This window comes from Mesorhizobium oxytropidicola (assembly GCF_056174625.1).
Window position 1 is genome coordinate 2,548,048 of the sequence record NZ_CM149692.1, and the last position, 24,260, is coordinate 2,572,307.

The 24,260-nt window shown below is 63.1% G+C and carries 27 protein-coding genes and 2 pseudogenes; 7 read left to right on the forward strand and 22 right to left on the reverse strand.

Annotated elements, in window-relative coordinates; genetic code table 11:
• From AC0V8S_RS12615 to AC0V8S_RS12635, 5 genes and pseudogenes are all read right to left on the reverse strand, one after another.
• Window positions 1–978, reverse strand: coding sequence for a hypothetical protein (locus AC0V8S_RS12615; protein ID WP_475437855.1), 978 nt, complete (start codon window positions 976–978; stop codon window positions 1–3).
• A gap of 176 nt (window positions 979–1,154) precedes the next feature.
• Window positions 1,155–2,176: pseudogene (locus tag AC0V8S_RS12620) on the reverse strand (glycosyltransferase family 4 protein).
• A gap of 254 nt (window positions 2,177–2,430) precedes the next feature.
• Window positions 2,431–3,846: an ATP-binding protein gene (locus AC0V8S_RS12625; protein WP_475437856.1), complete on the reverse strand. Its 1,416-nt coding sequence runs from the start codon at window positions 3,844–3,846 to the stop codon at window positions 2,431–2,433.
• A 49-nt stretch (window positions 3,847–3,895) separates the two neighbouring features.
• Window positions 3,896–4,614, reverse strand: a pseudogene (locus AC0V8S_RS12630) (response regulator).
• Window positions 4,601–5,134, reverse strand: a complete 534-nt coding sequence (locus tag AC0V8S_RS12635) for a MarR family winged helix-turn-helix transcriptional regulator (RefSeq protein WP_183465018.1) — start codon at window positions 5,132–5,134, stop codon at window positions 4,601–4,603. The pseudogene AC0V8S_RS12630 and the gene AC0V8S_RS12635 overlap by 14 nt, the downstream one beginning before the upstream one ends.
• Window positions 5,135–5,394: 260 nt before the next feature.
• Between AC0V8S_RS12635 and AC0V8S_RS12640 the strand changes: the two genes are divergently transcribed.
• From AC0V8S_RS12640 to AC0V8S_RS12650, 3 genes are all read left to right on the forward strand, one after another.
• The gene (locus AC0V8S_RS12640; protein ID WP_475437857.1) at window positions 5,395–6,288 is read left to right on the forward strand and encodes a branched-chain amino acid aminotransferase; all 894 of its coding nucleotides are present in this window, start codon (window positions 5,395–5,397) and stop codon (window positions 6,286–6,288) included.
• A 145-nt stretch (window positions 6,289–6,433) separates the two neighbouring features.
• Window positions 6,434–6,751, forward strand: coding sequence for a hypothetical protein (locus tag AC0V8S_RS12645; RefSeq protein ID WP_095201869.1), 318 nt, complete (start codon window positions 6,434–6,436; stop codon window positions 6,749–6,751).
• A 141-nt stretch (window positions 6,752–6,892) separates the two neighbouring features.
• The gene (locus AC0V8S_RS12650; RefSeq protein WP_475437858.1) at window positions 6,893–7,531 is read left to right on the forward strand and encodes an MBL fold metallo-hydrolase; all 639 of its coding nucleotides are present in this window, start codon (window positions 6,893–6,895) and stop codon (window positions 7,529–7,531) included.
• Window positions 7,532–7,697: 166 nt separating this feature from the next.
• Here AC0V8S_RS12650 and AC0V8S_RS12655 read toward each other — a convergent pair whose 3' ends face one another.
• The 3 genes from AC0V8S_RS12655 to AC0V8S_RS12665 all read right to left on the reverse strand — a co-directional run bounded on the left by AC0V8S_RS12655 (window position 7,698) and on the right by AC0V8S_RS12665 (window position 9,070).
• Window positions 7,698–8,141: a BA14K family protein gene (locus AC0V8S_RS12655; RefSeq protein WP_475437859.1), complete on the reverse strand. Its 444-nt coding sequence runs from the start codon at window positions 8,139–8,141 to the stop codon at window positions 7,698–7,700.
• A 187-nt stretch (window positions 8,142–8,328) separates the two neighbouring features.
• Window positions 8,329–8,541, reverse strand: a complete 213-nt coding sequence (locus AC0V8S_RS12660) for a cold-shock protein (protein ID WP_008877668.1) — start codon at window positions 8,539–8,541, stop codon at window positions 8,329–8,331.
• A 316-nt stretch (window positions 8,542–8,857) separates the two neighbouring features.
• Window positions 8,858–9,070 (reverse strand): cold-shock protein, encoded by a 213-nt coding sequence (locus AC0V8S_RS12665; RefSeq protein WP_006202520.1) that lies wholly within the window; start codon window positions 9,068–9,070, stop codon window positions 8,858–8,860.
• 521 nt (window positions 9,071–9,591) lie between these two features.
• Between AC0V8S_RS12665 and AC0V8S_RS12670 the strand changes: the two genes are divergently transcribed.
• The gene (locus AC0V8S_RS12670; protein ID WP_475437860.1) at window positions 9,592–10,020 is read left to right on the forward strand and encodes a Kazal-type serine protease inhibitor domain-containing protein; all 429 of its coding nucleotides are present in this window, start codon (window positions 9,592–9,594) and stop codon (window positions 10,018–10,020) included.
• Here the strand turns inward: AC0V8S_RS12670 and AC0V8S_RS12675 are convergent.
• The 5 genes from AC0V8S_RS12675 to AC0V8S_RS12695 form a co-directional block, all read right to left on the reverse strand.
• On the reverse strand, window positions 9,990–10,280 hold the full coding sequence (locus AC0V8S_RS12675; protein WP_475437861.1) for a hypothetical protein: 291 nt from the start codon (window positions 10,278–10,280) through the stop codon (window positions 9,990–9,992). The genes AC0V8S_RS12670 and AC0V8S_RS12675 overlap by 31 nt on opposite strands.
• Before the next feature lie 99 nt (window positions 10,281–10,379).
• Complete coding sequence (locus AC0V8S_RS12680) at window positions 10,380–10,517, reverse strand: hypothetical protein (protein WP_179298059.1); 138 nt, start codon at window positions 10,515–10,517, stop codon at window positions 10,380–10,382.
• Window positions 10,518–10,555: 38 nt separating this feature from the next.
• Window positions 10,556–10,822 carry a hypothetical protein gene (locus AC0V8S_RS12685; RefSeq protein WP_095201862.1) on the reverse strand — a complete coding sequence of 89 codons (267 nt, stop codon included), beginning with the start codon at window positions 10,820–10,822 and terminating at the stop codon, window positions 10,556–10,558.
• Window positions 10,819–11,088 (reverse strand): hypothetical protein, encoded by a 270-nt coding sequence (locus AC0V8S_RS12690; RefSeq protein ID WP_183462419.1) that lies wholly within the window; start codon window positions 11,086–11,088, stop codon window positions 10,819–10,821. Before AC0V8S_RS12690 ends, AC0V8S_RS12685 begins: the two co-directional genes overlap by 4 nt.
• A gap of 169 nt (window positions 11,089–11,257) precedes the next feature.
• Window positions 11,258–11,464 carry a cold-shock protein gene (locus AC0V8S_RS12695; RefSeq protein ID WP_096449281.1) on the reverse strand — a complete coding sequence of 69 codons (207 nt, stop codon included), beginning with the start codon at window positions 11,462–11,464 and terminating at the stop codon, window positions 11,258–11,260.
• 326 nt (window positions 11,465–11,790) lie between these two features.
• Here AC0V8S_RS12695 and AC0V8S_RS12700 point away from each other — a divergent pair, with 326 nt between their 5' ends.
• Complete coding sequence (locus AC0V8S_RS12700; protein ID WP_202358245.1) at window positions 11,791–12,015, forward strand: hypothetical protein; 225 nt, start codon at window positions 11,791–11,793, stop codon at window positions 12,013–12,015.
• Window positions 12,016–12,202: 187 nt separating this feature from the next.
• Complete coding sequence (locus tag AC0V8S_RS12705) at window positions 12,203–13,837, forward strand: tetratricopeptide repeat-containing sulfotransferase family protein (RefSeq protein WP_475437862.1); 1,635 nt, start codon at window positions 12,203–12,205, stop codon at window positions 13,835–13,837.
• A gap of 80 nt (window positions 13,838–13,917) precedes the next feature.
• Here the strand turns inward: AC0V8S_RS12705 and AC0V8S_RS12710 are convergent, their stop codons facing one another.
• From AC0V8S_RS12710 to AC0V8S_RS12725, 4 genes are all read right to left on the reverse strand, one after another.
• Entirely contained in the window at window positions 13,918–14,259 is a 342-nt protein-coding gene (locus tag AC0V8S_RS12710) for a dihydrofolate reductase family protein (RefSeq protein WP_475437863.1), read from the reverse strand.
• Complete coding sequence (locus AC0V8S_RS12715) at window positions 14,256–14,486, reverse strand: dihydrofolate reductase family protein (RefSeq protein ID WP_475437864.1); 231 nt, start codon at window positions 14,484–14,486, stop codon at window positions 14,256–14,258. Before AC0V8S_RS12715 ends, AC0V8S_RS12710 begins: the two co-directional genes overlap by 4 nt.
• Window positions 14,487–14,574: 88 nt before the next feature.
• On the reverse strand, window positions 14,575–14,928 hold the full coding sequence (locus AC0V8S_RS12720) for a DUF1428 domain-containing protein (protein WP_095792807.1): 354 nt from the start codon (window positions 14,926–14,928) through the stop codon (window positions 14,575–14,577).
• Window positions 14,929–15,028: 100 nt separating this feature from the next.
• Window positions 15,029–15,403: a VOC family protein gene (locus AC0V8S_RS12725; protein ID WP_475437865.1), complete on the reverse strand. Its 375-nt coding sequence runs from the start codon at window positions 15,401–15,403 to the stop codon at window positions 15,029–15,031.
• A gap of 301 nt (window positions 15,404–15,704) precedes the next feature.
• On the opposite strand from AC0V8S_RS12725, the gene AC0V8S_RS12730 reads away from it, so the two are divergent.
• The gene (locus AC0V8S_RS12730; RefSeq protein WP_475437866.1) at window positions 15,705–16,319 is read left to right on the forward strand and encodes a glutathione S-transferase family protein; all 615 of its coding nucleotides are present in this window, start codon (window positions 15,705–15,707) and stop codon (window positions 16,317–16,319) included.
• Window positions 16,320–16,359: 40 nt separating this feature from the next.
• On the opposite strand, the gene AC0V8S_RS12735 is transcribed toward AC0V8S_RS12730, so the two are convergent.
• The 5 genes from AC0V8S_RS12735 to AC0V8S_RS12755 all read right to left on the reverse strand — a co-directional run bounded on the left by AC0V8S_RS12735 (window position 16,360) and on the right by AC0V8S_RS12755 (window position 23,961).
• Window positions 16,360–16,533 carry a hypothetical protein gene (locus AC0V8S_RS12735; protein WP_475437867.1) on the reverse strand — a complete coding sequence of 58 codons (174 nt, stop codon included), beginning with the start codon at window positions 16,531–16,533 and terminating at the stop codon, window positions 16,360–16,362.
• Window positions 16,534–16,625: 92 nt separating this feature from the next.
• On the reverse strand, window positions 16,626–17,012 hold the full coding sequence (locus tag AC0V8S_RS12740; RefSeq protein ID WP_475437868.1) for a nuclear transport factor 2 family protein: 387 nt from the start codon (window positions 17,010–17,012) through the stop codon (window positions 16,626–16,628).
• A gap of 109 nt (window positions 17,013–17,121) precedes the next feature.
• On the reverse strand, window positions 17,122–18,648 hold the full coding sequence (locus AC0V8S_RS12745; RefSeq protein ID WP_475437869.1) for an ABC-F family ATP-binding cassette domain-containing protein: 1,527 nt from the start codon (window positions 18,646–18,648) through the stop codon (window positions 17,122–17,124).
• 448 nt (window positions 18,649–19,096) lie between these two features.
• The gene (gene uvrB, locus AC0V8S_RS12750) at window positions 19,097–22,123 is read right to left on the reverse strand and encodes an excinuclease ABC subunit UvrB (RefSeq protein ID WP_475438612.1); all 3,027 of its coding nucleotides are present in this window, start codon (window positions 22,121–22,123) and stop codon (window positions 19,097–19,099) included.
• A gap of 203 nt (window positions 22,124–22,326) precedes the next feature.
• A complete protein-coding gene (locus AC0V8S_RS12755) occupies window positions 22,327–23,961 on the reverse strand; it encodes a DUF2778 domain-containing protein (RefSeq protein WP_475437870.1) in 1,635 nt (544 codons plus the stop codon).
• Window positions 23,962–24,260 lie beyond the last annotated feature (299 nt).

Consider the following 24,260-nt stretch of genomic DNA (forward strand, 5'->3'; position numbering starts at 1 on the left):
TCAGCGAGCAGGCTGGGGCCGAAACGCGCCGAGAATGGTTCCGACCGTAGCGGCTGAGAGCACGAGGTGCAGAACGTCGAACGGCCAGGCGAGTGCGAAATGCATCAGCATAAGGCTCAAGAAGGAGGGCGACGCGGCATCCGCGGGAATTAGGATCAAGCCTGCAGCCAGGATCAGCCCGTATTTGAGTATGGCAACGATCGCGAGAACGATGAACATTATGGCGACAAAACGCAGATGATTGCCGTCGAGCGCACGCCAGCAGCCGATTGGATCGAATGATCCCGTCCAGAGAAAATCGCCGACGAACAGATACGTCCAGGCAAGTACCAAACCACCCGCGAACAGGTTGAAGACGCCCATCGCCGACGCCCAAGGCGCGATGTCCTCAGGGCCGAGCGGCAGGTCATGCGTGGCCAACAGGCCGGCAACAAGCAGTCTGTGTTCGCCGTCGATCGCAAAGCCGCAAAGAAGCTGGATGGCCGCGAGAAGCAACGCGGCCAGGAGGATCCGCGGGCCGAGCTCGAAGCGCAGGCCAGGGATAGCGAAGTGTTTGACGCTTTCTATGCCGCGCCGGAAAACGACGCGGCCAGGCTCGGGCGCGTTTGCCATGCGGTCGAGAACGAATGCAAAGACCATCGCCGAGAACGGCGCGGCAACAATCGGAGAAAGCCACGTCCAGGGGTCAAAGCCTCGCGATAGAAGCCAGAGAAGCCAGGCGGGCGCCTGCCCCTCGGCAAAAAGAACGAGGGCAAGCGCCGTCAGGCAGAGCGTCGTCAGAAAGCAGGGAAACCAGGCGGCCACGAAGAGTGGCCAGGCATTCGCACGGCAATAGCCCAGCACCCTCGCAACGGTCCTGCTGATGCGCAAGACGCGACGCTTCGGCGATACGGCAGGCGCTTCGTCCAGCGTTGAAATCGACGTCAATCCCGCAGGAACTACACGCGGAATAATGCACCGCAAAGAACTGTCGCGCAAGCTCTCGCAAGGAGCGCGCTCGCGGGGTCAAAGCTTGCCGGCGCAAGATCTCCAGTGCATCTCAACAACTTCACGCGGAAGACTTGTCCAATGGCATTGGCAAGGTGTCGAAGTTCCGGATTTCCTGCGGGAAAAGCAGGAGTGGCGGCATTGAAGAGGCCACACAACTGCCGCCGTCAGGCGGCAAGTCTCCGCGGCATCCCCAGCGCTTCCTCGACCGTGTCGAGAAACATTTCCGCACAGGCCTTCCAGCTGTAGCGCATGGCGCGTTCTCTGGCCTGGGCGCGGTCGACCTTAAGCGCGGCGAGCGAGGCCTCGCGCAAATCGTTGGAGACCGCCCCGCCAAAGCCGTCGCCGACAATGTCGATCGGCCCGGTCACCGGATAGGCGGCGACCGGCGTGCCGCTGGCAAGTGCCTCGATGATGACGTTGCCGAACGTGTCGGTGCGGCTGGGAAAGACGAAGACATCGGCCGAGGCGTAGATCTCGGCCAGTTCGTCATTGGGGCGGTGACCGAGGAAGTGCGCCTTGGGATATTTCGCCTTCAATTTGGCGAGTTCAGGTCCTTCGCCGACGATCACCTTGCTGCCGGGCAGGTCGAGGTCGAGGAAGGCGGAGAGGTTCTTTCGATGGCGACACGGCCGACGCAGAGGAAGACCGGGCCGGGGAAGCCGAGATCCTTCCTCTTGTCCGGGCGGAAATGGTCGGTGTCGACGCCGCGTGTCCACGGCCGCAGCTTGTTGAAGCCGCGCGCCGAAAGGTCGTCGGCGAGCGACTGGGTGGCGACCAGCGTACCCTGGCCGGAATTGTGGAAATCGCGCAGCCAGCGATAGGCCCAGCTTTCCGGCACCGGCAGGCGGGCGCTGAGATATTCGGGGAAGCGTGTGTGATAGCTGGTGGTGAATGGCCGGCCGGCATTGCGGCAATAGCGGCGCGCCATGATGCCGAGCGGCCCTTCGGTGACGATGTGGATGTGGTCCGCCTTGTAGGCGTCGATCAGGCGCGCGACATGGCCGGGCGTGGTCAGCGCCAGCCTGATGTCGGGGTAGGTCGGCAGGGGCAGCGTGCGGAAGATGTTGGGTGTCAGGAAATCCACCGCGACGTCGAAGGATTTCAGCGTTTCGGTGAGCCGCTCCAGCGTGTGGACGACGCCGTTGACCTGCGGGCGCCAGGCGTCGGTGACCATCAATATGCGCATGGCGGCCCTTTGCTGGAAAGGTCGACGGTTGCCTTGAGACGATGCCGGAACGGCGACCAGCCGGCTGCTCTCGCTTCGCTCCAGCGCACCCGGGCGGGCACGGCGTCGAAGTGAGGCGGCTGGGCCGAATCAACTGTAGTCGCGCGTTTCATGCGCGCTCTTCACCATGATTTCATGACGAGCGGATGAAGCAGCCCTTTGGGAGCATGATCTTGTCCGAAAACCGGTTTCCACTTTTCGGGATCATGCTCCGCCTAGGCCGGAACCTTGATGACGGCGCGCAGGCCGCCGAGCGGACTGTCGTCGAGGGTGATGTCGCCGCCATGGCTGCGGGCGATGTCGCGGGCAATCGACAGGCCGAGGCCGGTGCCGCTGGCGTCGAGGTTGCGGGCCTCGTCGAGCCGCACGAACGGCTTGAACACGTCCTCGCGCCTGTCGACCGGGATGCCGGGACCGTTGTCGTCGATGGTGACCACAAGCGAGCCACGGCCGTGATTGGCGCTGACCTCCACCGTCTTGGCATAGCGGAAAGCGTTGCCGATGACGTTGGACAACAGCCGGGCGAAAGCATTCGGCCTGACATGCACGGTCGGATCGCCGGAAAGCGTCGTCGACAGCTTGCATTTGCGCAAGGAAGCTTCGTCGTTGAGCTTTTGGAAATAGGCTTCGAGATCGAAACGTCCCGGATCCTCCGAGGCCTCGCCACGGGCAAAGGCGAGATAACCCTCCAACATCGACTGCATGTCGTCGATGTCCTGGTTGAGCGCCGCCTTGGTCTCGGTCTTGCCGCCGGCCAGTGCCAGCTGCAGCTTGAAGCGGGTGAGGATAGTTCTCAGATCATGGCTGACACCGGTCAGCATGGCGGTGCGCTGGTCGATCTGGCGCTCGATGCGCTCGCGCATCTGGATGAAGGCAAAGCCGGCGCGGCGAACCTCCTCGGCGCCGCGCGGGCGAAAATCGCGCGGCATCGGCCGGCCCTTGCCGAAGCTTTCTGCGGCCTCGGCGAGCGTCAGGATCGGCCGGATCTGGTTGCGCAGGAAGGGGATGGCGATCATCAGCAGCACCAGCGAGGTGCCGACCATCCAGATCAGGAAGATGTGGGTGTTGGAGGCATAGGCCTGGCTGCGGCGCACGAAGACGCGCAACACCTTGTTCTCGAGCTGGACACGCACCTCGACGATGTTGGAATTGCCGACGGTGTCGATCCAGAACGGCCGGTTGATCTGGCGCGTGATCTCGGACGAGAGAACGTCGTCGAGGATCGAGAAGAACGGTTTGGGACCAGGCGGCGGCAAGGGATCGGGCGGCAGCAGATCGACCTTCAGCTGCATGCGGTCCTGGGCGATGCGGATGATGTTGGCGTAGTCGGCGTCGTGCGGGTAGGTCTCGATCAGGTCGATGATGGCGGCGATGTCGCGCACGGTGGCCTGCGACAGGCGCTGCGTCACCGTTGCCCAGTGGCGCTCCATGAAGACGAAGGCGACCACCGATTGCAAAAGGATCATCGGCGCGATGACGATGATCAGCGAGCGCGCATAAAGGCGCTTGGGCATGTAAAGCGAAACGAGGCGCCAGAACCGGTTCCAGATGCGCGGCACTGCCTTGAGCGTTCGCGTGGCGCGCGCGCTCAAGCCGCCATTCCCCGGCTGTTCCAGTTCCGTGGTCGCCATTCGATCTTTTCGCTCATCCGCGGCCGTTCAGCGTGCCGCAGGCGGTATTCTATTCCACGCTCAGCCGATACCCAATACCGCGCACGGTCTGCAGCCAGACCGGGTTGGACGGATCGCGCTCGATCTTGCGGCGCAGCCGGTTGATCTGCACGTCGATGGTGCGCTCGCCGACTTCCGAATCGTCACCGACCAGCTCGTGGCGCGGGATGGTTTCGCCGGCCCGCGCGGCAAAGATCGCCAGGATCTCCTGCTCGCGGTCGGTCAGCTTCAGTGCCTCGCCGCCGCGCTTCAACTCGCGCCTGGCGATCTGGAAGGTGTAAGGGCCGAAGACCAACTGTTCGACCTTGGGCGTCGTCGCCGGGCCGCCGCGGCGCAGGATGTTGTTGATGCGCAGGATCAACTCGCGCGGGTCGAAGGGTTTGGGCAGGTAATCATCCGCGCCTGCCTCGAGCCCCGAGATGCGGCTGTCGGTTTCCGACAGCGCCGTCAGCATCAGGATCGGGACGTTCTTTCGGCCCGCAGCGATTTGGTGAGGTCGACGCCGGTCTCGCCCGGCATCATGACATCGAGCACAAGCAGGTCGAAGTCGAGGCCGGCAAGCTTGCGCCTGGCTTCGCCGGCATTGCCGGCGACGGTCACACGAAAGCCGTTCTCGGTCAGATACTGCTTGAGAAGATTGCGGATGCGGGTGTCGTCGTCGACCACAAGCAGATGCGGCGCGTCGTCGTCCGGTGCGACCGCCTGATCGACCCTCTCAGTGCTCTCCATGGCTTTTCCCTGACATTTTTGCGGACCCAACGTCGATCTGAGCTCTCAGTTCCGGATTAACCATCGCTTCGAGGAAGCGTTCCACCAAGGTCCGTTCGGTGGCGCCGCAATCTTCCAATGCAGCACGGATGCGGCGCGACTGTGGCCGTGCCAAGGCCAGCGCCAGCGCGCGGCCCTTCGCCGTCGGATAGAGCTCGCGCTGCCGGCGGTCGCGCGGGCCTTGCAACTGCACGACATGGTCGGTGTCGATCAGTTGCTTGAGCACGCGCGCCAGGCTCTGCTTGGTGATCTTCAGCACGTCGAGCAATTCGGCAACCGTCAGGCCCGGCCGGCGGTTGACGAAATGCAGCACCCGGTGGTGCGCGCGGCCGAAGCCGTAATCGGCCAGGATCTGGTCGGGATCGGAGGTGAAGTCGCGGTAGGCGAAGAAAAACAGTTCGATGATGGCGAAGTCGATGCCGTCCTCGACTGACATCGCGGTCCTGATCGGTTTTCCGGCGGCTGGGCTTCGATCCGTCATCATTTCTCCATGGGAACAGGAGATTATGTCAGTACTATTGACGTAATTTCCCTGCAATGGTAATTTTTGACAAGCTTTTGGGCGGATTGCGAACGAAAAGGCAAGGCAGGCCGGTTTTTCCGGAACTTCCTGAGTTTGCCAGAGCGCCATTATCCGCTTACGCTTCGCAACACCGGCCGGCGTCTCCAATCACCTGGCGCGGCCAAAAAGAACACGCAACGACACTAGGATATGCGGGTCGCGGCCCGCGGGAGGTTATCATGGCATCCGTTCCCTTCGATCAGCTGGACGGCTTCATCTGGATGAATGGCGAGTTCATCCCGTGGGGCGACGCCAAGATCCATGTGCTGACGCACGGTCTGCACTACGCCAGCGCGGTCTTCGAGGGCGAGCGCGCCTATGGCGGCGAGATCTTCAAGCTCAACGAGCACACCGAGCGCCTGCATGAATCGGCACGCCTGCTCGGCTTCAAGATTCCCTATTCGGTCGCCGAGCTCAACGATGCCTCGACCACGCTGTTGAAGAAGCAGGGTTTCCAGGACGCTTATGTCAGGCCGATCGCCTGGCGCGGCAGCGAGCAGATGGGTGTTTCGGCGCAGAACAACCGCATCAACGTCGCCATCGCCATCTGGCAGTGGCCGAGCTATTTCGATCCGGCACAGAAACTGAAGGGCATCCGCCTCGATGTCGCGGAGTGGCGCCGGCCCGACCCGCGCACGGCGCCGTCGAAGTCGAAGGCCGCCGGCCTCTACATGATCTGCACCATGTCCAAGCATGCCGCCGAAGCCAAAGGCTATGCCGACGCCATGATGCTCGACTGGCGCGGCCAGGTCGCGGAAGCAACCGGCGCCAACATCTTCTTCGTCAAGGACGGCAAGATCCATACGCCGAAGCCCGACTGTTTCCTCGACGGCATCACCCGCCGCACGGTCATTGGGCTGGCCAGGGATCGCGGCCTGGAAGTGATCGAACGCGCCATCCTGCCGGAAGAACTCGAAGGCTTCGAGCAATGCTTCCTGACGGGAACGGCAGCGGAAGTAACGCCGGTGTCGGAGATCGGGCCTTACCGATTCGAGGTCGGTGAAATCGCCAAGAATCTTATGAATGACTATTCTGCCGCGGTTCAGCCCAAGCACGCGATCGCCGCAGAATAACGATAGTCACAGCTTTTCGCGCAAGCAGGGGCGGTTTTCGAGCCGCCCTTTTTATTTCAGCGTTTCTGCATTTGACTTTCATCCAATTCGGCGTCTCATGATGGTGTCGGCCCGGGAGGCTGGCAGCTATGGAGGGACTAATCATATGGACATGAACACGCTTCTTCCGATCATTATTCAGGTGATTACAGGCGTCATCGGTGGTCAGGCGATCGGTGTTGCGCTCAAGAACGCGGCGATGGGTCAGCTTCCCAAGATCCTGGGTGGTGCCATTGGCGGCGTCGGCGGCGCGGCGATCCTCGGCAGCCTGCTCGGCCACGGCACGATCGACCCGGCAGCGGCAGCGGCGGCGACGAGCGGTCTCGGCAGTGCGCTCAACCTCAACAACATCGTTGGCGGCGCCGGCGGCGGCGCGATCCTGACCGGCATCATCGGCGCGGTCATGGGCGCCATGAAGAAGTAAGCCTGACGATTTCAGGCTTGTTCAAATGGGCGGCTTCGGCCGCCCATTTCCGTTTCTGGGGCGACTGACTGTTCGTCTTTCGAGGGGTGGACGCCTTTCGCCGACACCTCTACATCACGCCGAGACATTGAAAGGACGATCATGGGTCAGCTCAATGCCGGCATCGTGCCGGTCACACCGTTCCAGCAGAACTGCACCATCCTGTTCGACATGGACGAAAAGCACGGTGTCGTCGTCGATCCGGGCGGCGACATCGATAAGGTGCTGGCGGTGCTGAAGGACAATGCGATCACGGCCGAAGCGATCTGGATCACGCATGGCCATATCGACCATGCCGGCGGCGCCATGGAGCTGAAAGAGGCGCTTGGCATCGACATCATCGGCCCGCATGCCGCCGACAAGTCCTTGCTCGACAATCTGGAGAACCAGGGCAGGCGTTACGACATTGCCGGCGCGCGCAACTGCGTGCCCGACCGGTTCCTCACCGAGGGCGAGACCGTGTCGTTCGGCGGCCACGTGTTCGAGGTGCTGCATTGCCCTGGCCACGCGCCCGGCCACGTCGTCTACTACAACCGCGTGGCCAAGTTCGCTCATGTCGGCGATGTGCTGTTCCGTGGCTCGGTCGGCCGTACCGACCTGCCGGGCGGTGACCATGCAACGCTCATCGCCTCGATCAAGGACAAGCTCTTGCCGCTCGGCGACGATATCGGCTTCATCTGCGGCCACGGCCCTGGCGGCCGTTTTGGCGAGGAGCGCAGGACGAATCCGTTCCTGACCTGAATCTCAACACACCCGGGACACACCCGGCAACAACAAAAAAGCGCTGGCCTTGCGGTCAGCGCCTTTTTTTGGGGCAGGGAAGCTCTGAAGCGCTTTCGCGCTTCAGAATTCTGTTTGGTGCAAGTCGTTATCCCAAAACCGCTGCGCACTTTTGGGCGACATGCACTCAGTTTGCGGTGCAGAAATGCTGCTCGCCGTCATTGCCGGTGAAGGTGCCGGTGCGGGAGTTGAAGGAGCGGTAGCGATCCGAGCAGTATTCGTACCAGTCGCGCGTCCACGGTTCGGCATAACGGTCGGCATAGACCACCCGCGGCTCCGCATAGTAGCGACGGACCGGTGCCGGGCGGATCCGCACGTCACGATCGTAGTAACCGTCATTGTAGTAGCCGTCATCGTAGTAGCGGTTAGCGTCAGGCGGTGGCCGGTCATTGGCCAGCGCGCCACCGATCAGGGCGCCGGCGGCGAGGCCGAGCACGCCGGCGGCAATGGCATCGCCGTTGCCGTGGTGGCGGTGATGGCGCCATTCATCGGCGTTGGCCGCGGGCAGGGCCACAAGCATGGTGGCGGCCACGGCGGCGGACAGCACGGCTGTCTTGAAAATTCTGTTCATCTTGGTCTCCTTCGTACCGGGCCGTGCAGTTTTGCAGGGATGCGGTCCGGCTTTACCCAAGGCTAATATGCGACCGTGGCTGAACGGAGGCTGAACGGATTTCGACCTGCCGATCCAAGAGAGGCGACAAAAACCAAGCTCGAAATGAGCTGGGCTGCCCTGCTCGGGCCGACAGCATGAAGCCGGCTCAGCCGACAGACAGGTTGACGGCCTTGGGTCCCTTGCCGCGCTTGTCCGGCTCGGTGTCGAACGTTACTTTCTGCCCATCTTCGAGACCGGGAAGACCCGACGCCTGCACGGCCGAAATATGGACGAAGACATCCTTCGCGCCATCGTCCGGCGTGATGAAGCCGAAGCCTTTGGCATGGTTGAAGAATTTAACGGTGCCGGTCTGCGGCATGGGAAGCTCCTTTGATCCCATAAACTCCAGTCTCGGGCCGGCAAATGCCCGAGAGGAAATTTGTCCTTTATTTTAGCGTCATCGGCAAGAGAAAGTTTTGGGGGCGCTTAAAGCGCGTCAAGCCCTTGTTATAATGCACGTCGTCGACCCAAAACCGGATCCGCTTTTTTGCGACATGCATTTCTGCTTTGCCGAGGACATGAAAAAGGCGCGACGAAAATCGCCGCGCCTTCTTAAAAATCTGTCTGCGTGCCCACAGGCTGGGCGAGCTTGGAACCCTCGTTCGCCCGCCGTCAGGGACGCGCGGCGCCGATGGTCAGGCAGCGCGGAGGTTGACCGCCTTCGGGCCCTTGCCCATGCGGTCCGGCTCGACGTCGAAGGTGACCTTCTGGCCGTCGACGAGCGTGCGCAGGCCCGATGCCTCGATCGCGGAAATGTGGACGAACACGTCCTTGGCGCCGCCGTCGGGCGTGATGAAACCGAAGCCTTTGGTCGCGTTGAAGAATTTAACGGTGCCGGTCTGGGCCATTGGGGAAACTCCTTCACCCGTTCAGTCTTTGGTGGTCCTGCCCGCCACCTGGCGTCGAGGGCAGTTCCCGGTGGTTGCTTCGGCAGTCATGCATTGGCGCATGGTCAAACCCCCCGCCGAAAACGGGGCCGTCAGAGATTCACAGTATCGGGGAAAGGTCGTCCAAAACGTTCCGCTCTCCGGGTCGCAAATGCCCGAACACGGAATTTATCGCACGGAAACGTGAAGGTTGCAAGATAGCGCCGCGGGCCGCCACTGTGGGCGCATCCCGACGCAAGAATCGACCGATCTGAGCGTCGACCGGGCGCAAATAGGCTTGGTTGCGGATCGGGTCATCGGCCCACAGCCACGGTCACGCATGGGCCAGAGGCGGCTAACGACAGCCGTTGCCGATCGCCTCGGTTCCGGACGTCGCTCCCGGTGTGAGGCTGCAAACAGGGGTTGCATTTGACAAGGGAATGGCGAGGATCGGGGGAAGGGCGAGGGTCGCGATCCGGGACGGGATCGAGGGAGAGGTGAGCATGAAATTCCTGGCGTCAATTTTCTCGCGGCAAGGGTTTGCCGTGCTGTTGCTGCCGGCGCTTCTGGCCGCCTGCACCGTCGTCGTCGATGACGGGCCGGGACCACGCCCGCGTCCACCGCGTCCCGAACCGGAATTCTGTACCAGGCAATATGAGCCGGTCTGCGCCCGGCGCGGCGGCGATCGCCAGACCTTCGCCAATGCCTGCCTTGCCGACCGTGCCGGCTATCGCATCGTGCGTGACGGCCCGTGCCGCGGCGACGGTGATGGCGGTGGCGGTGGCGGTGGCGGTGGCGGTGAAGAGCAGACGTTCTGCACCCGCGAATACGCGCCCGTTTGCGCCCGCCGGCACGGCGAGATGCGCAGCTTCCCCAACGCCTGCGAAGCCCGCGCCGCGGACTACCGCATCGTTGGTGATGGGCCGTGCTGAGGTTTTCCTTCTCCCCTCGTGAGGCGCTTGCGCGAGGGGTTGCCTAGCCAGATACGTCCCATCGGCCGGGCCAGCGTAAAGCTCGCTGCCGTGCTCATCGGAGATGCGCAGCCGGTCGGGATCTGCGGCATTGCGAGCGTGTGCAAGAGTGCTGTGGCGCCCTGCAGGGCGGCGCGCAGGGTCGGCGCTTCCAGCGACACCTTGTCGAGTGTTGCTTCCTCGGCGTCGCGCGACCGGTAGAACTCGATGACGAAGTTCAAGCAAGCCTCCGTTGCAGAGCATTGCGTGAGCCTGTTGCGTCAGGTCAGCGCCTGCTCACAGCGGGGCGACGGGGCGCATGCGAAGCGCCCCCAGGGCTGTCAGCCCTTGGACTTCGGCTTCAGGCCGCTCTCCGCCTGCTTGACCGACGAGCCGAATGGGGAGGCGGGCTTGGCTACGACCTTGTCCTTCTTCGGCTTGCGCGCTTCGCGATTGCTTCGCTGTTGACCTTTGGACATGGACTGCTCCTTGTGCGTGTTGGCTGGCGTTCGGGATCTCAGACCGCCGGATTGTTGGCGACAACCGGAGTGTCGACCGGTTCGAGATTGTCTTCCGTGGTGACCCGTTCGTAGGTCTCCTGCTCGCTGCGGATACGGTATTGCGGAGAGCCGTCCTTGACCGGCAGCCTGCTCTTGATCTGGAACAGTTCGGCCGTCTTCTGGACGAGGCCGGTGCGGCTCTTCATGCGCACCGTCTGGCCAATGGCGAAAAGGTGCGAGGGCGTGTCGGTGCGCGGACGCGTATTCTGCTGGAAACGGATCATGCTGCATTCTCCCGGTCGCGCTTCAGCGCGGTTTCGAGTTCGAGGTGGTCGATGGCGATAAGCTGGCTGGTGGTCGGATTCTTCACCGCCCTCGCCGGCAGGTGAATGAAGGTGGCGACGCGGCGCCAGGCAACATGCGACATGCCTTCGATCAGCTCTTCGTCATGATCGATGTCGTAGTCGCCGGCCGGCAACGGTCCTTCCAGGCCACCGAGCGCGAAAGCCGCGGTGAAGTGGGCAATGGAATGGGTGGTGCGGTCCGGCATCGTCCTGGCCTTCGATTGGTTCACGCCTTGGGCGTCAGGTAAAACAATGGCCTGAAAGCAAAAAAGCGGGGACAAGCCCCGCTTTCCTATTTCCGGCAATCGCTGGAAATAAGCCGCTTTCGAGAGCTGCCAGTACATCCGTGGTCAGCGTTCATCGAATTCGGCCGGATCAGATCAGTTGCAGATTGGCGGCCGACTCGCGGCCCTTGCCGTCACGTTCCAGTTCGAACTGAAGCTTCTGGCCTTCGGCGAGGCCGGGAAAGCCGGCGCGCTCCAGCGCGCTGACATGGACGAAAACGTCCTTGCCGCCATCGGCCGGCTGAATGAAGCCAAAACCCTTCTGGCCATTGTAGAACTTCACGGTTCCGGTGGTCATATCTGTCTTTCGCGGATTGAAAAATCGACGCGCGGCGAATGTGCCGTGCGTCCGGTATCGACGATTTGGAATGAGATTGGCGGGTCGAGAACCTCTGACGCCGCGAGATGCCAATTCTGGCCAAAACGATTTCGTTTATGTAGATCGATCGGGCCGCTTGTTCAAGATGATTCAGAAAATAAACGTGCCGTGCCTGAAAAATAGATCCCTATAAATCTTCCAATAATTCTGCTATGGGTCGGCATATTTCTAAAAATTCTTGACAATTCGCTGAGGCATTTCCCCGGCTCGATTTTATTTATTTACTCCGGAATGAGGACAAAACCATGGTTTCCACAAGAGGCTCAAGGGGGAAGACCGTCGCGGTCAATCCGGTCATCAAGCCGATCGCCATACATGCCATTGCCGTTGGCCCCAACGGCCAGCCGATGATCGTCAAGTCGGCACGGCTGACCATCAGAAGCGATGAGGCCGCAAGGCGCACGATCTCCGATACCGATGGCACGGTGAGGCGGGCCAGACAGGTTGCCGAGACCAACCGCCTGATCTGATCGCTTGTGCGGCGACGGAAAGGTCGCAAAACCCGGCGGAGACTTGAACCTGCCGCGCCAATGGCCTAGATCGCGGCAGGCGGATAAACACGGCAGGTTTCCCATTAACAGAGATCAGAGACGAGCGGCGGGTGCGGGAGCCAGGTCTGGCGCGGGCGGACAGCCGCCGCTGGGCCTCGACCAATACGTGCAGCAGGCGCTGCAACTGCATCAGGCCGGGCGCCGGCAAGAAGCCGAGACAATCTACCGGCAAGTCCTGGCGCGTCAGCCCAAACACGCGGCGGCTGCGCATTTCCTGGGGCTGCTGCTGCACCAGACCGGGCGCAGCGAAGAGGGGCTCGATCTCATCGAACGCTCGGTGAGCCTGCAGCCGACAAATGCCGATTTCCTCAACAATTTCGGCACGGTGATGCGCGACCTCGGCCGTGTCGACGCGGCAATCGACTTCTTCCGTGGCGCGGTGGATCTGCGGCCGGAGCAGCTTGCTGCGCGCGACAATCTCGGCTCGTCGCTGAAGCAGCTCGGCCGGTTCGAGGAGGCCGAAGAGATCTATCGCGGCACGGTCGCACGCAATCCCTTCCATGTGCGCGCCCGCATCGGACTTGCCGAAACCCTGCAGGAAGCCGGACGCCTGGACGAGGCGCTGGCGGTTTTTCGCGAAGCGCTGACCATCCGCCCCAAGGATGCCGAGCTGCTGCACGGGCTCGGCGTCGGGCTGATGGAAAAGGGCAAGCTCGACGAGGCGGCCGACCTGTTCCGGCAGGCGCTGGCAATCAACCCCGGCATGGCCACCGCCTGGCTGATGCTGACGCAGGTCAAGCGCCAGAAGGAGCGCGATGCCGAATTGGCCGGCATGGAAGCCCAGCACGCCAAGGCACCGCAGGACAGCCTCGCACGCATGCAACTGTCCTTCGGCCTCGGCAAGGCCAATGACGATTTGAAGGACTACAACAGGGCCTTCGACTATTTCGCCGAAGGCAATGCCATTCGCCGCAAGGGCATCAACTATGATCCCGTCAGGACGAGCGCGGAATTCGAGGCGATGAAGACGGTGTTCGATGCCGGCTTCTTCGAGAAGCACAGGCCGAGACCGATCACCGATGACGCGCCGATCTTTATCGTCGGCATGCCGCGTTCGGGCACGACGCTGGTCGAGCAGATCATCGCCAGCCATCCCAAGGTCTATGGCGCCGGCGAGCTCAGCATCCTGAAGAAGTCGGTCGGCAAGCAGTTCCCGGCCAACATGCCGGGCGGCTTTCCCTGGGGCGTATCGGATACGGACGATGCGGATTTCGCCGAGGCAGGCCAGGCCTATCTCGACATGCTGCATGCCCGCTATCCGCATATCAGCCATGTCACCGACAAGATGCCGGGCAACTTCCTGCTTATCGGCTTCATCCACATGATGATGCCGAAGGCCAGGATCATCCACTGTGCCCGCGATGCGGTGGCAACCTGCCTGTCGATCTACAAGGTGCATTTCCGCGGCGACAGCCACCGCTATGGCTACGACCTCGGCGAGCTCGCCGACTTCCACAATCTCTACACCGACATCATGGCGCATTGGCACAAGGTGCTGCCCGGCGTCGTGCACGATGTGCGCTATGAGGATTTCGTCGCCGATCAGGAAGGGCAAAGCCGGGCGCTCATCGACTATCTCGGCCTGCCATGGGACGATGCCGTGCTGTCGTTCCACGAGACCGATCGTCCGGTGCGCACGGCGTCCGCCGCCCAAGTGCGCCAGCCGATGTATCAAGGCTCTGTCGATTTGTGGAAGCGCTATGGAGACCGGCTGAAGCCGCTGCTTGACAAACTGGACTGAAGAGCCAGGCAGATGTGCCGCGATTAATCAGGACGATGTTTGGTTGAAGTCGTTGTCCTGATCTCCTTGGGCAACATGCATTAGCTGGCCTGCGGCTTCTGCTCATAGCGCAGGAAGACATTGCCGTTGCCGAAGGCTTGCGACCGCGCCAGCGCCACGTTGAGCCGATTGCCGATGCCTTCGAACATAGTCCTGCCGGCGCCAAGCATGACCGGGACGATGACGAACTGATATTCGTCGATCAAATTCTCCTCGGCCAATTGAGCGACGAGATTGCCACTACCCAGGATCGTCATATGGTTGCCCGGTTGCTGCTTCAGGTGCCGAAGCTTCGCGGCCGGCCCGCTTTTGACCAACTCGGTGTTGTTCCAACTCGCCGTGTCGAGCGTGCGGGAGAACACGACCTTCGGCATGGCGTTCATGCGTCGGCCACCACCGGTGCGATTTGGGCCGCCATCGGCGTCGGCCAGAACTGGATCATCAGGTCATAAGTAACGCGGCCCAGCACCAGCATGCCACCGCCCTTGGCATTGTCGGCGACGAACGCGTTCCATTCCGGATCCTGGCTGTGCGCCCAGTCCATGGCGCCGCGCCCGTCGGTAAAATAGCCGTCGAGCGAGATGCTGTTGAATACGATCAGCTTGCGCATAAGTCGGTCCTATTTTGAGAGATGGAAACGAGGTTTCGCGCCCTGCTGTCGGCATGCGGCAGCTGGCGATCGGTCGGGATGTTACGGCCTACAGTTCTATGAACGGCTGGAAGCCGCCGAAGATCATGCGCTTCATATCGAAGGGCATGGGCCCCAAATCGGGTGTCAAACGCGGGTCGGCCATCACCTTGGCCATCACCGTGTCGCGGCTTTGCCTGGATTCATAGACCGCCCAGGCGAAGACGACGATCTCGTCGTCCTTTGCCTGAACGGCACGCGGAAACGAGGTCAGCTCGCCATAGGGCACGTCGTCGCCGATGCATTCGACATAAGCGAGCGCGCCGTGTTCCATCCATATGGGGCCCGCGAGGTTGGCCAGCTTCTTGTAATCGTCGAGTTTGGCCTTTGGCACGGCAAGCACGAAACCATCGACATAGGACATAGGGTTCTCCTTTGCTGAAACGGGCGCCGGGTCGGCGGGGAGACGACCCGGCGCGGTGAGCGCGTCAGCCGTGGCGGGCGACGCCTGCTCGCCAGGGAATCTACTTGACCGGCGCGTTCATCGCCCAGGCGACGCCGAACGGATCGTTCAGCTGACCCCAGCGGTCGCCCCAGAACATCACCTGCAACGGCGTGACCACTTCGCAGCCGGCATCGACGGCGCGCTGCCACCAGCTGTCGATGTCGCCATCGTCGAGATGGAGCTGCAGCGTGTAACCTTGCGCCGCCTTATGCGGATGGCCGTGTTCGGGAAAGGCATCGCCCAACATCAGCGTCGAGCCGTTGACGTGGAGATGGATGTGCATGGTGCGGCCTTTCTCGTCCGCCGGATAGGCAAAGACCTGTTTCGCGCCGAAGGCCTTCTTGTAGAATTCGGCAGCCTTGAAGGCGCCGTCCACCTGCAGATAAGGGGTCAATCCGCCGAGCACTTCTGCCCTGGGCTGAACGGGGTCTGGTCAGTCATGTCTTGCTCCTCTTTGCGTCTGGTTTGGGCGTTTGGCTTGGCCTTGCGAACCAAGGACGCACGAGGTGACGGCAATCCTACATAGCCCGCGAAATTTTTTTGGCGGCCGGCTACGGACAGGCCGTGCGAGCGGCGGTTTGACGGAAGACGTTAAACGAACTTGCGTCGGCGGCCCTCAATCAGAGCGCAATTCTCGCGACCCGCGGGCTAGAACGGATGGATCACACGCCGCTTGCTCAACTCCTGGGACGACAATGATCCTCTACTATCAGACCCATTCGCCTTTCGCGCGCAAGGCGCTCGTCTTCGCGCATGAGGCCGGCATTGCCGATCGGCTCGAGGTCATTCATCACGAGACCAGTCCGACCTTGCGCAACGCTCGCGTCTACGCCGAAAACCCGCTCGGCAAGGTGCCGGTGCTGCTGCGGCCGGGCGCATCGGCGATCTTCGATTCCGATGTCATCTGCGCGTATCTCGACACGCTGCATGACGGCCGCAAGCTTTTGCCGCAAGACGGCGAGGCGCGCTGGCAGGCATTGCGGCTGCAGGCGGTCGCTCAAGGCCTGGCGCAGGCGGGCATCGCCTTGCGCTGGGAGACGGAAAGGAGACCCGAGCCGCTGCGCTATGGCGCTCTTGCGCAGGGATATCGGGACAAGATCGAGGCGAGCTACGACTGGATCGAAAGCACCATGGACGACGACGCGCCGCTCCATGTCGGCCATATAGCCCTCGCCACCACGCTGTCGTGGATGGCGTTCCGTGACCTTCCGTCGTTTCGCGCGCGGGCGCGGCTGACGCGCTGGTTCGAGGCTTTTGAAAGGCGCGCGTCGATGCAGGCGACGCCGCTTTCGGGCGATACACATGATTGACTGGCGGCCGCCATCAATGGTGTGGCTCCCGGTGCGTCAGTCAGGAAGCCCTGCGGATTCGCGCACCGTTTTGCGCATCGATGACGATTTCCGGCCAGCCGATATCCTTGCGCAGTTCGATCGGCAGGGACAGCAGCTCACGTTCGCTGCGGTGGCGGGCGCGGTTCTGTGCGTAACGGGAGGCAACGCGACCTAGGGATGACAGAATGGACATGATGCTTTCTCCTCAGATGAAGCCGGCATCATCGTGTCGGCATCCCAAGGACGAGGCAGATTCAGGCGATCCGACAGAGCGCTGAAAATATTTCAGAAGACCGAGGCGGCCAGCGCGGTGTCGTAATACTCCACCATCTCGACGACCTTGCCGTCGCGCAGCGTCCAGAAATCGGCGGTACGCATGACCAGCTCCTGGCCGGTGGTTCTGCGCGTCAGGTGGATTTCGACCTGCGCTGCAACCTTGTCGCCACCGTCGATGATGTCCACCGGAACGAAGCTGCGGTATTCGAAATCACTGTCCAGCGCCATGAGGCGGGCAAGGAATTGCTGTTTGCCGTTACCTGCCGCGATATAGGGTGCCTCCGGTTCGGCGACCCAGCGGAAGACGACATCGTCGGAACAGTGGGCCAGCGCGCCCACGATGTCGCGTTTCGCATAGGCATCATAAAGGTTCTTGACGACGTCCACCCCACGCATGACCGGTTCCTCCCTCGGTGTGCGAAATCTCAGGATGCGCCTTTTCAATCTGCCGGAAAGTACGGGCCGGCATTCGAGGGTTGCCGGCCAGGCAGAGGCATGGTTTCCTTCACCCACCCGCTTCAGCCACCTCGCGGAAAAAGTCCTCGGGGTCTTCGACCTCGATCAGCTTCCGCCTCTCGATCAGCCAGAAGCGGTTGCCGATGGCGCGGATGAAGGAGCGGTCGTGCGAGGCAAGCATGCAGCTTGCCTGGTGCTTGAGCAATTCCTCCTCCAGCGCTTCCTGGCCATCGATGTCGAGATGGTTGGTCGGTTCGTCGAGCAGGTAGAAGTTGGGGTTGGCGAGCCTCAGCGCCAGCATCACCAGCCGCGCCTTCTGGCCGCCGGACAGCACGCCGATCTTTCTCTCCTGCATCTCGATGCTGACGCCGGCGCCGGCAAGCAGTGAGCGGGCGCGCTGCTCGCCGACATCGTAGCGGCGCGACACCATCGCCAGCGGCGTGTCGTCGCCGCTGATACCTGACAGCGCCTGGTCGCTGTAGCCGAGCACCGTCGACGGCGTCACTTTCACATTCGTGACCGTGTCGGGCTCGGCGATGGCGTTGCGGATCAAAGTGACGAAGCGCGACTTGCCGACGCCATTGCGGCCAAGCAGCACGATGCGGTCGCCCTGGCAAATATGGCGCTTGCCCGTCCTGAACAGCAGCGTGCCATCAGGCGTTTCGACAGCCGCGTCGTCGAGCGTGATCAGCACCTTGGCATGGGTGCCGCGATTGGCCAGCTTTATCGCACCAGCCGATTTCTCGCGGTGCGCCGATACCGCCGCGTCTTCCAGCTTCTCCGCACGCTCCCTAAGCTGCTTGGTTTTCACCGTCAGCAGATCGCTGCCGGAATTGATGCCGATGTTGTTGAGCTTGGCGGCCTGCTTTCGCAGTTGCTGGGCGACCTTCATGTCGCGCTCGAATTTTCGTGCCATCGAGGCATCGACCTCATCAAGCGCCTGCCTGGCGCGGGAGTAGGGCAGAGCGAACACCGGCGATTGTTCCGGGCGCAGGAACAGGGTGCGGTTGGTGGCGGCATCGAGGAAGGCGCGGTCATGGCTGGCGATGACGACGGGCACTTCGCGCGGCAGCGCGTTCAGCCAGCCTTCCAGCTGGCTGATGCGGGCGAGATCGAGATGGTTGGTCGGCTCGTCGAGCAGCAGCACGTCGGGATCGGTGACCCAGACGCGGGCGATCAGCGCCAGCCTCTGCCAGCCGCCGCTCAGCGCCTGCATTTCTCGTTCGCGCGTCGTTTCGGGCACGTCGAGCGAGTCGAGAACGACGTCGACGCGCCACATCTCGCTTTCGGCCTGATCGGCCGGCAAGGCATCGGCCACCACCTGGTGGAAGGTGCGGCTGAGAAGGGCAAGGGAAACCGACTGTTCGACATGGCCGACACGCAGGCCGCGCGTGCGGGTGATGTCGCCGGAGGTCGGCTCCATCTCGCCGGTCAGGCATTTGAGCAAGGTCGACTTGCCGCGGCCATTGGCGGCGACGATGCCGAGCCGGTCGCCGGTGCCGATGGTGAGGTCGAGGTTTGCGAAAAGCGGCGCACTCATGGTGACGCCGAGGGATTTGAGGCTGATCAGGGCCATTGTGATTTCTCTGGTCTTGCCGGAGACAACTCCGGATGCACTTTGACGGTGCGCGTGCCAGCCATCAGGCTCGGCGTTGCGGCACCACGAAGGGCAGACCAAAAAATCGAAGCGGGAAAAACCCGGACCGTCCCTGGTCAGCCCTGCAAGCGAACTCGCAGGGCAGAAATCGGGCCACGCTGACGATGGTGACGATGAAACGTAAACACGTGAGCCCTCCTTTCGAGACAAGACGTTGAGTGTGCGAAGCGATTACACCAAAGGCGGGGGTGAAGGCAAGTGGAGCGCAGTTTCCTTCTCCCCTTGTGGAGAAGGTGGCCTCGCGAAGCGAGGTCGGATGAGGGGTGTTCCAGGAAACACCAACGTCTCACTCCGCTGGAACACCCCTCATCCGTCTGGCGCTGCGCGCCGATCCACCTTCTCCCACAAGGGGAGAAGGGAAAAAGCGCTACTTCCCCGGCCGCCCGGTCTTGCCCGGCCGGCGCTTCTCTCTGCGCGTATCGCCTGGGTCCTCGTAAGAGCCGATGCCGGCGCGCTGGCGGACGATTGGTTTGTCGTCGCGATCCTTCGCGCCTGCCCCGCCGGGCATCTCCCCCACTTGGGGGGAGATCGGCTGAGGCTTCGCCGGCAGTTTTCCCTCGACCGGCTTTTCCGTCCGCCGCACCGTCATCTCGTCGAGCGAGTTCTTCTTGAACAGCGGTTTGGTGGCGTCGCCCGGAATGCCGAAGTCGGAGCCGTGCGCTTCCTCTGCCGACTGCTTCTTGAACAGCGAGCGCGATACGGCACCCGCCGGCGTCGGCATGTCGGTGCCGGGGCCCATGTCGTCGATCGACGGCTTGCGGAAGAGGTTGGGCCGGGCAGCCCTGGCGGCCTCTTCGGCGGCGCGTGCTTCGTCGAGCTTGCGGAAACGTTCCTGTTCCTCGACCGTGCGGTGCTTGGCCACGCCCTTGTTGTGCTTCCCCTTTTCGCGGCCCGAGACCGGGCTTTCCATATCGGCATATTTGGCCAGCGGGTCTTCGGAGATGGACAGTTCCATCTCGCGCAACCGCTTGATCTCGTCGCGGATGCGAGCCGCCTTCTCGAAATCGAGATTGGCGGCGGCGTCGCGCATCTGTTTCTCCATCGCGTCGAGATGCGCCTTGAGGTTGTTGCCCATCATGGCGCCGGCGCGGTCGGTGAACTGCGAGATGTCGGCGCGGACGTGGTCCTTCTCGTAAACCGAGTCGAGAATGTCGGAGATGCGCGACTTGACCGATTCCGGCGTGATGCCGTTGGCGGCGTTCCACTCCATCTGCTTTTCGCGACGGCGGTTGGTCTCGGCCATCGCCCGTTCCATCGAGCCGGTGACCTGGTCGGCATAGAGGATGACCTTGCCGTCGACGTTGCGGGCGGCGCGGCCGATGGTCTGGATCAGCGAGGTCTCGGAACGCAAGAAACCTTCCTTGTCGGCATCGAGAATGGCGACGAAGCCGCATTCGGGAATGTCGAGGCCTTCGCGCAGAAGGTTGATGCCGACCAGCACGTCGAAGGCGCCGAGGCGCAAATCGCGCAGGATCTCGATGCGCTCCAGCGTGTCGATGTCGGAGTGCATGTAGCGCACGCGCACGCCCTGCTCGTGCAGATATTCGGTCAGGTCCTCGGCCATGCGCTTGGTCAGCACGGTTACCAGCGTGCGGTAGCCGGCCTTGGTGGTCTCGCGGATCTCGCCGACCACATCGTCGACCTGGCTTTTCGCCGGGCGCACCTCGACCGGCGGGTCGATCAGGCCGGTCGGGCGGATGACCTGTTCGGCGAAGACACCACCGGCCTGCTCCATCTCCCAGCCGCCGGGCGTCGCCGACACGGCGACGGAAAGCGGACGCATGGCGTCCCATTCCTCGAAGCGCAGCGGCCGGTTGTCCATGCAGGAGGGCAGGCGGAATCCGTACTCGGCCAGCGTCGCCTTGCGCCTGAAGTCGCCGCGATACATGCCGCCGATCTGCGGCACGGTGACATGGCTCTCGTCGATGAACACCAGCGCATTGTCAGGAATGTATTCGAACAAGGTCGGCGGCGGATCGCCCGGCTGGCGGCCGGTCAGATAGCGCGAATAGTTCTCGATGCCGGCGCAGGAGCCGGTGGCTTCCAGCATTTCGAGGTCGAAGCGGGTGCGCTGTTCCAGCCGCTGCGCCTCCAGCAGGCGGCCGGCGCGCTCCAGCTCCACCAGCCGCTGCTTGAGCTCTTCCTTGATCGACTTGATCGCCTGGTTCAACGTCGGGCGCGGCGTCACATAGTGCGAGTTGGCGTAGATCTTGACGCTTTTCAGCTCCCCGGTCTTCTGGCCGGTCAGCGGATCGAACTCGGTGATCTGCTCGATCTCGTCGCCGAACATCGAGATGCGCCAGGCACGATCCTCAAGGTGGGCCGGAAAGATCTCGATCGTGTCGCCGCGCACGCGGAACGAGCCGCGCACGAAATTGATGTCCTGACGCTTGTACTGCTGGGCGACGAGGTCGGCGAGCAGAGCGCGCTGGTCGAGCCGGTCGCCGATCTGCATCTGGAAGGTCATCGCCGTATAGGTTTCGACCGAACCGATACCGTAGATGCAGGACACCGAGGCGACGATGATGACGTCGTCGCGCTCGAGCAGCGAGCGCGTCGCCGAGTGGCGCATGCGGTCGATCTGCTCGTTGATCGAGGATTCCTTCTCGATGAAGGTGTCGGTGCGCGGGACGTAGGCTTCCGGCTGGTAATAATCGTAATAGGAGACGAAATACTCCACCGCATTGTCGGGGAAGAATTTCTTGAACTCGGAATAGAGCTGCGCGGCCAGTGTCTTGTTCGGCGCCAGGATCAAGGCGGGGCGCTGCGTCTCCTCGATCACCTTGGCCATGGTGAAGGTTTTGCCGGAGCCGGTGACGCCGAGCAGCACCTGGGTGCGGTCGCTGTTGTCGACGCCTTCGACAAGGTCCTTGATGGCGGTCGGTTGGTCGCCGGCCGGTTCGAAATCCGACACCATCTTGATGGCGATGCCGCCTTCCGACTTCTCCGGCCGGGCAGGGCGGTGCGGCGTCCACAGCACGCCGTCCTTGTGCAGCGGATTGCCGGATTCGATCAGCGCCGACAGAGCGGCGACCGTCGCGGTGACGCCGCTCGACGTCATCGTCTCGGCCTCTTCCAGCGAGATGTCGAGGCCGGCGACCGGGTTAAGGCCGGCTGCCGTGCGTTCGCGCGCCGTGGCCGCGCCGCCCATCGAGGTGCCGCGCGCCGTGCGTCCAGGCGCGGACGAACGCTCAGGAATCTTCTTCGACGGCTTTGGCGCTTTGCCGCCGTCGCCCTTGCCGGTCTGGCGCCCTTCGCGCTCCGCCTCCTGTTCGATCTGCTCGGCCCAGTCGGCGATCGAGCCGGTCAGCGGCGTGCCCGACAGTTCGGGCTGCGGCATCTCGGCGAAGCCGCCTCTGTGCAGCGGCTCCGAGGCGTCGAGGAAATCGGTCAGCGGGCTGCGCCGCTTCGGCGCGGCGCGGTCGTCATCCGCCGTCGGCGGCGTTCTTTATCGGGGGGATTTGGCCATGTCCCGAATATGGTGGGTCTTGGCGAAAATGGAAAGGGCGGGATGCGGCGAGGCGCATGCCCGGATGCGGCTCCTGACAGAAGGCTGTCAGGAGGAGGCAGGTGCCGAAGGGCGCCTGCCTGTCGCGGTCAGGCGCCGCGGGCGTTGTCCGTCGCCACCTGTGTCGGCGATCCGTTCAGGCGCGGCACCACGACGAGACGTGTGACCTTGCCCTTCTTGAAGGCGGCGAGGAAGCGGGCATAGTCCCGGAAGACGACGCAGCCATTGGACTCGGCGCGGCCGCCGCGCAGCATGTAGGTGTGGGCGAGCAGGCCGTTGCGGTTGTATTTGTTGCCGCCACCGACCGGGGTCAGGCGCAGCGCCTCGACGCCATGGAAGCGGGATTCACGCAGCGACAGATTGTAGGTGTTGGGCGGCGTCGGGCCACGATCCTTGACGTGGACATAGCGCGGCTGGTCGACCATGGCGCCGAGACCGGAATGCGCCTCGAGCCGCTGGCCATCCGGCATGTAGACGGTCTTGGCGCTGATGTCATAGACGGCGACGCCGTGACCGGCTCCGCTGCCGCCGCCCGGCCCGTTGAAAAGGTTCCTGAACGCCTGACCGAGGCCGCCCGAAGGCGTGTCCGGCTTGGCATAGGCGAGCACATCGCCGCCCTCGCCAGACCGGCCGGTCCGGGCCGGCCTTGTCGGCTGCTGTGCCTGCTGGACCGGCTTCGCCTGCGGCGCCGGCTTCTGCTGCGCGATCTTGGGCGGAGCAACCTTGGGCTGCGGCGCGGGTCTGTCCTGCTCCACGGCCTTGGGCTGCGGCGTGTCGTACTGCGGGCGTCGGCTCGGCAGCGGCACGTCGTCGGTCAGCGCATCCGGCAGCGAGGCGGCGTCGCCAGGCTGCTGCTGCTGGGTCTCGACTGGCGCAACCGCAACATCGGCCGAGGATTCAGTCATCGGCAGCGGCGAGGCGAATGCCTCGTCATCGACCGGCATCGACTCGACGAGCGCCAGCGCCAGCTGTGCGTTGTCGGGTGTTTGCGACTGGGCAAAGCCCGTCGGCGCCGGCGCGGTCTGCACGACAACGGAACCGGTGTCGGCACGGGCGAAGCGTTCCGCCGCAGGAGCCGGCATGTCATCCGACAGGCTGGCCATAACCTGGGCCGACGGCACCAGCGACGCCTCGATAATCTGCGGCGCGGCCTTGGAAATCACCGGGCGGGCGTCGGCCGTGGCAACAGGCTTGCCGGCGCCGGCAAAGGCGGCGGCGAGCTTGGTCGGCGACAGCGACGCTTCCATGCGTTCGAAGCGCTCCTGCGCCTTCGACTTCAGGATTGGCTGCTCCGGCTTTGCCTGCGCCACGAGGCGCGCGGATTTCTCCGCCAGCGGGCTCACACGGGCCAGCTTGAAGCAGCTGGCGCCGCATTGCACGGCGTGGTCGTGCAGGGCCTGCGCGCCGCCATGGGCATTGGCCAGCACGAACGGCGCCGAAGATCTGAGGAAATGCTGCTTCAGCGGATCGGCCATCGCCAGCGAGCCCGGCATGGCCAGCGTCTGCGGCAGGCCGCCGCCCGACGTCGCCGAAAGCGAGGCGCCGACGGAACTGAGGCCGGCCATGGTGCCGATCAGCCACAGGCCGACGGCGGCGCTGGCACCGGGCACCGCGACCCAGCGGACGATCCGTTTCGGGTTGAAGGAAGGGGCACGCTGCGCATCGACGAACTCGCCGCCCTCGCGCTGGTCCCAGATTATTTTGTGTTTACTCGACAACGCCATGCAACCAATCTTGCTCCAATCGGTTTTCCCCGTACGTGGCCTTGTCAGCCGCGACGACCATTCTGTGAGTGATCCCAGGTGGTCCCCGACGCGTTTGCCGCGCCTGTCGTTGGTTGCCGATTGCTTCAAAATATGGACAAAGTTGGTTAACCAATCCCTCTCAAAACCAACAGAGAGACGTGGACTTTGTGCCAAAAAAGGCTCGTCCACGATCATGCACGCGGTATTACAGCCCTTCCGAAGCAGGTTTGCTGCCTGTTTTTGGCGGCCGAGTCAAGCAGAACGGACCGTGTTAAATT

Excerpts from the sequence above, each read along its gene's own strand:
- AC0V8S_RS12625 (WP_475437856.1), bottom strand. The coding sequence starts at position 3,846 with ATGGCGACCACGGAACTGGAACAGCCGGGGAATGGCGGCTTGAGCGCG.
- AC0V8S_RS12635 (WP_183465018.1), bottom strand. The coding sequence starts at position 5,134 with ATGACGGATCGAAGCCCAGCCGCCGGAAAACCGATCAGGACCGCGATG.
- AC0V8S_RS12640 (WP_475437857.1), top strand. The coding sequence starts at position 5,395 with ATGGCATCCGTTCCCTTCGATCAGCTGGACGGCTTCATCTGGATGAAT.
- AC0V8S_RS12645 (WP_095201869.1), top strand. The coding sequence starts at position 6,434 with ATGGACATGAACACGCTTCTTCCGATCATTATTCAGGTGATTACAGGC.
- AC0V8S_RS12650 (WP_475437858.1), top strand. The coding sequence starts at position 6,893 with ATGGGTCAGCTCAATGCCGGCATCGTGCCGGTCACACCGTTCCAGCAG.
- AC0V8S_RS12655 (WP_475437859.1), bottom strand. The coding sequence starts at position 8,141 with ATGAACAGAATTTTCAAGACAGCCGTGCTGTCCGCCGCCGTGGCCGCC.
- AC0V8S_RS12660 (WP_008877668.1), bottom strand. The coding sequence starts at position 8,541 with ATGCCGCAGACCGGCACCGTTAAATTCTTCAACCATGCCAAAGGCTTC.
- AC0V8S_RS12665 (WP_006202520.1), bottom strand. The coding sequence starts at position 9,070 with ATGGCCCAGACCGGCACCGTTAAATTCTTCAACGCGACCAAAGGCTTC.
- AC0V8S_RS12670 (WP_475437860.1), top strand. The coding sequence starts at position 9,592 with ATGAAATTCCTGGCGTCAATTTTCTCGCGGCAAGGGTTTGCCGTGCTG.
- AC0V8S_RS12680 (WP_179298059.1), bottom strand. The coding sequence starts at position 10,517 with ATGTCCAAAGGTCAACAGCGAAGCAATCGCGAAGCGCGCAAGCCGAAG.
- AC0V8S_RS12685 (WP_095201862.1), bottom strand. The coding sequence starts at position 10,822 with ATGATCCGTTTCCAGCAGAATACGCGTCCGCGCACCGACACGCCCTCG.
- AC0V8S_RS12690 (WP_183462419.1), bottom strand. The coding sequence starts at position 11,088 with ATGCCGGACCGCACCACCCATTCCATTGCCCACTTCACCGCGGCTTTC.
- AC0V8S_RS12695 (WP_096449281.1), bottom strand. The coding sequence starts at position 11,464 with ATGACCACCGGAACCGTGAAGTTCTACAATGGCCAGAAGGGTTTTGGC.
- AC0V8S_RS12700 (WP_202358245.1), top strand. The coding sequence starts at position 11,791 with ATGGTTTCCACAAGAGGCTCAAGGGGGAAGACCGTCGCGGTCAATCCG.
- AC0V8S_RS12710 (WP_475437863.1), bottom strand. The coding sequence starts at position 14,259 with ATGAACGCCATGCCGAAGGTCGTGTTCTCCCGCACGCTCGACACGGCG.
- AC0V8S_RS12715 (WP_475437864.1), bottom strand. The coding sequence starts at position 14,486 with ATGCGCAAGCTGATCGTATTCAACAGCATCTCGCTCGACGGCTATTTT.
- AC0V8S_RS12720 (WP_095792807.1), bottom strand. The coding sequence starts at position 14,928 with ATGTCCTATGTCGATGGTTTCGTGCTTGCCGTGCCAAAGGCCAAACTC.
- AC0V8S_RS12730 (WP_475437866.1), top strand. The coding sequence starts at position 15,705 with ATGATCCTCTACTATCAGACCCATTCGCCTTTCGCGCGCAAGGCGCTC.
- AC0V8S_RS12735 (WP_475437867.1), bottom strand. The coding sequence starts at position 16,533 with ATGTCCATTCTGTCATCCCTAGGTCGCGTTGCCTCCCGTTACGCACAG.
- AC0V8S_RS12740 (WP_475437868.1), bottom strand. The coding sequence starts at position 17,012 with ATGCGTGGGGTGGACGTCGTCAAGAACCTTTATGATGCCTATGCGAAA.
- AC0V8S_RS12745 (WP_475437869.1), bottom strand. The coding sequence starts at position 18,648 with ATGGCCCTGATCAGCCTCAAATCCCTCGGCGTCACCATGAGTGCGCCG.
- AC0V8S_RS12755 (WP_475437870.1), bottom strand. The coding sequence starts at position 23,961 with ATGGCGTTGTCGAGTAAACACAAAATAATCTGGGACCAGCGCGAGGGC.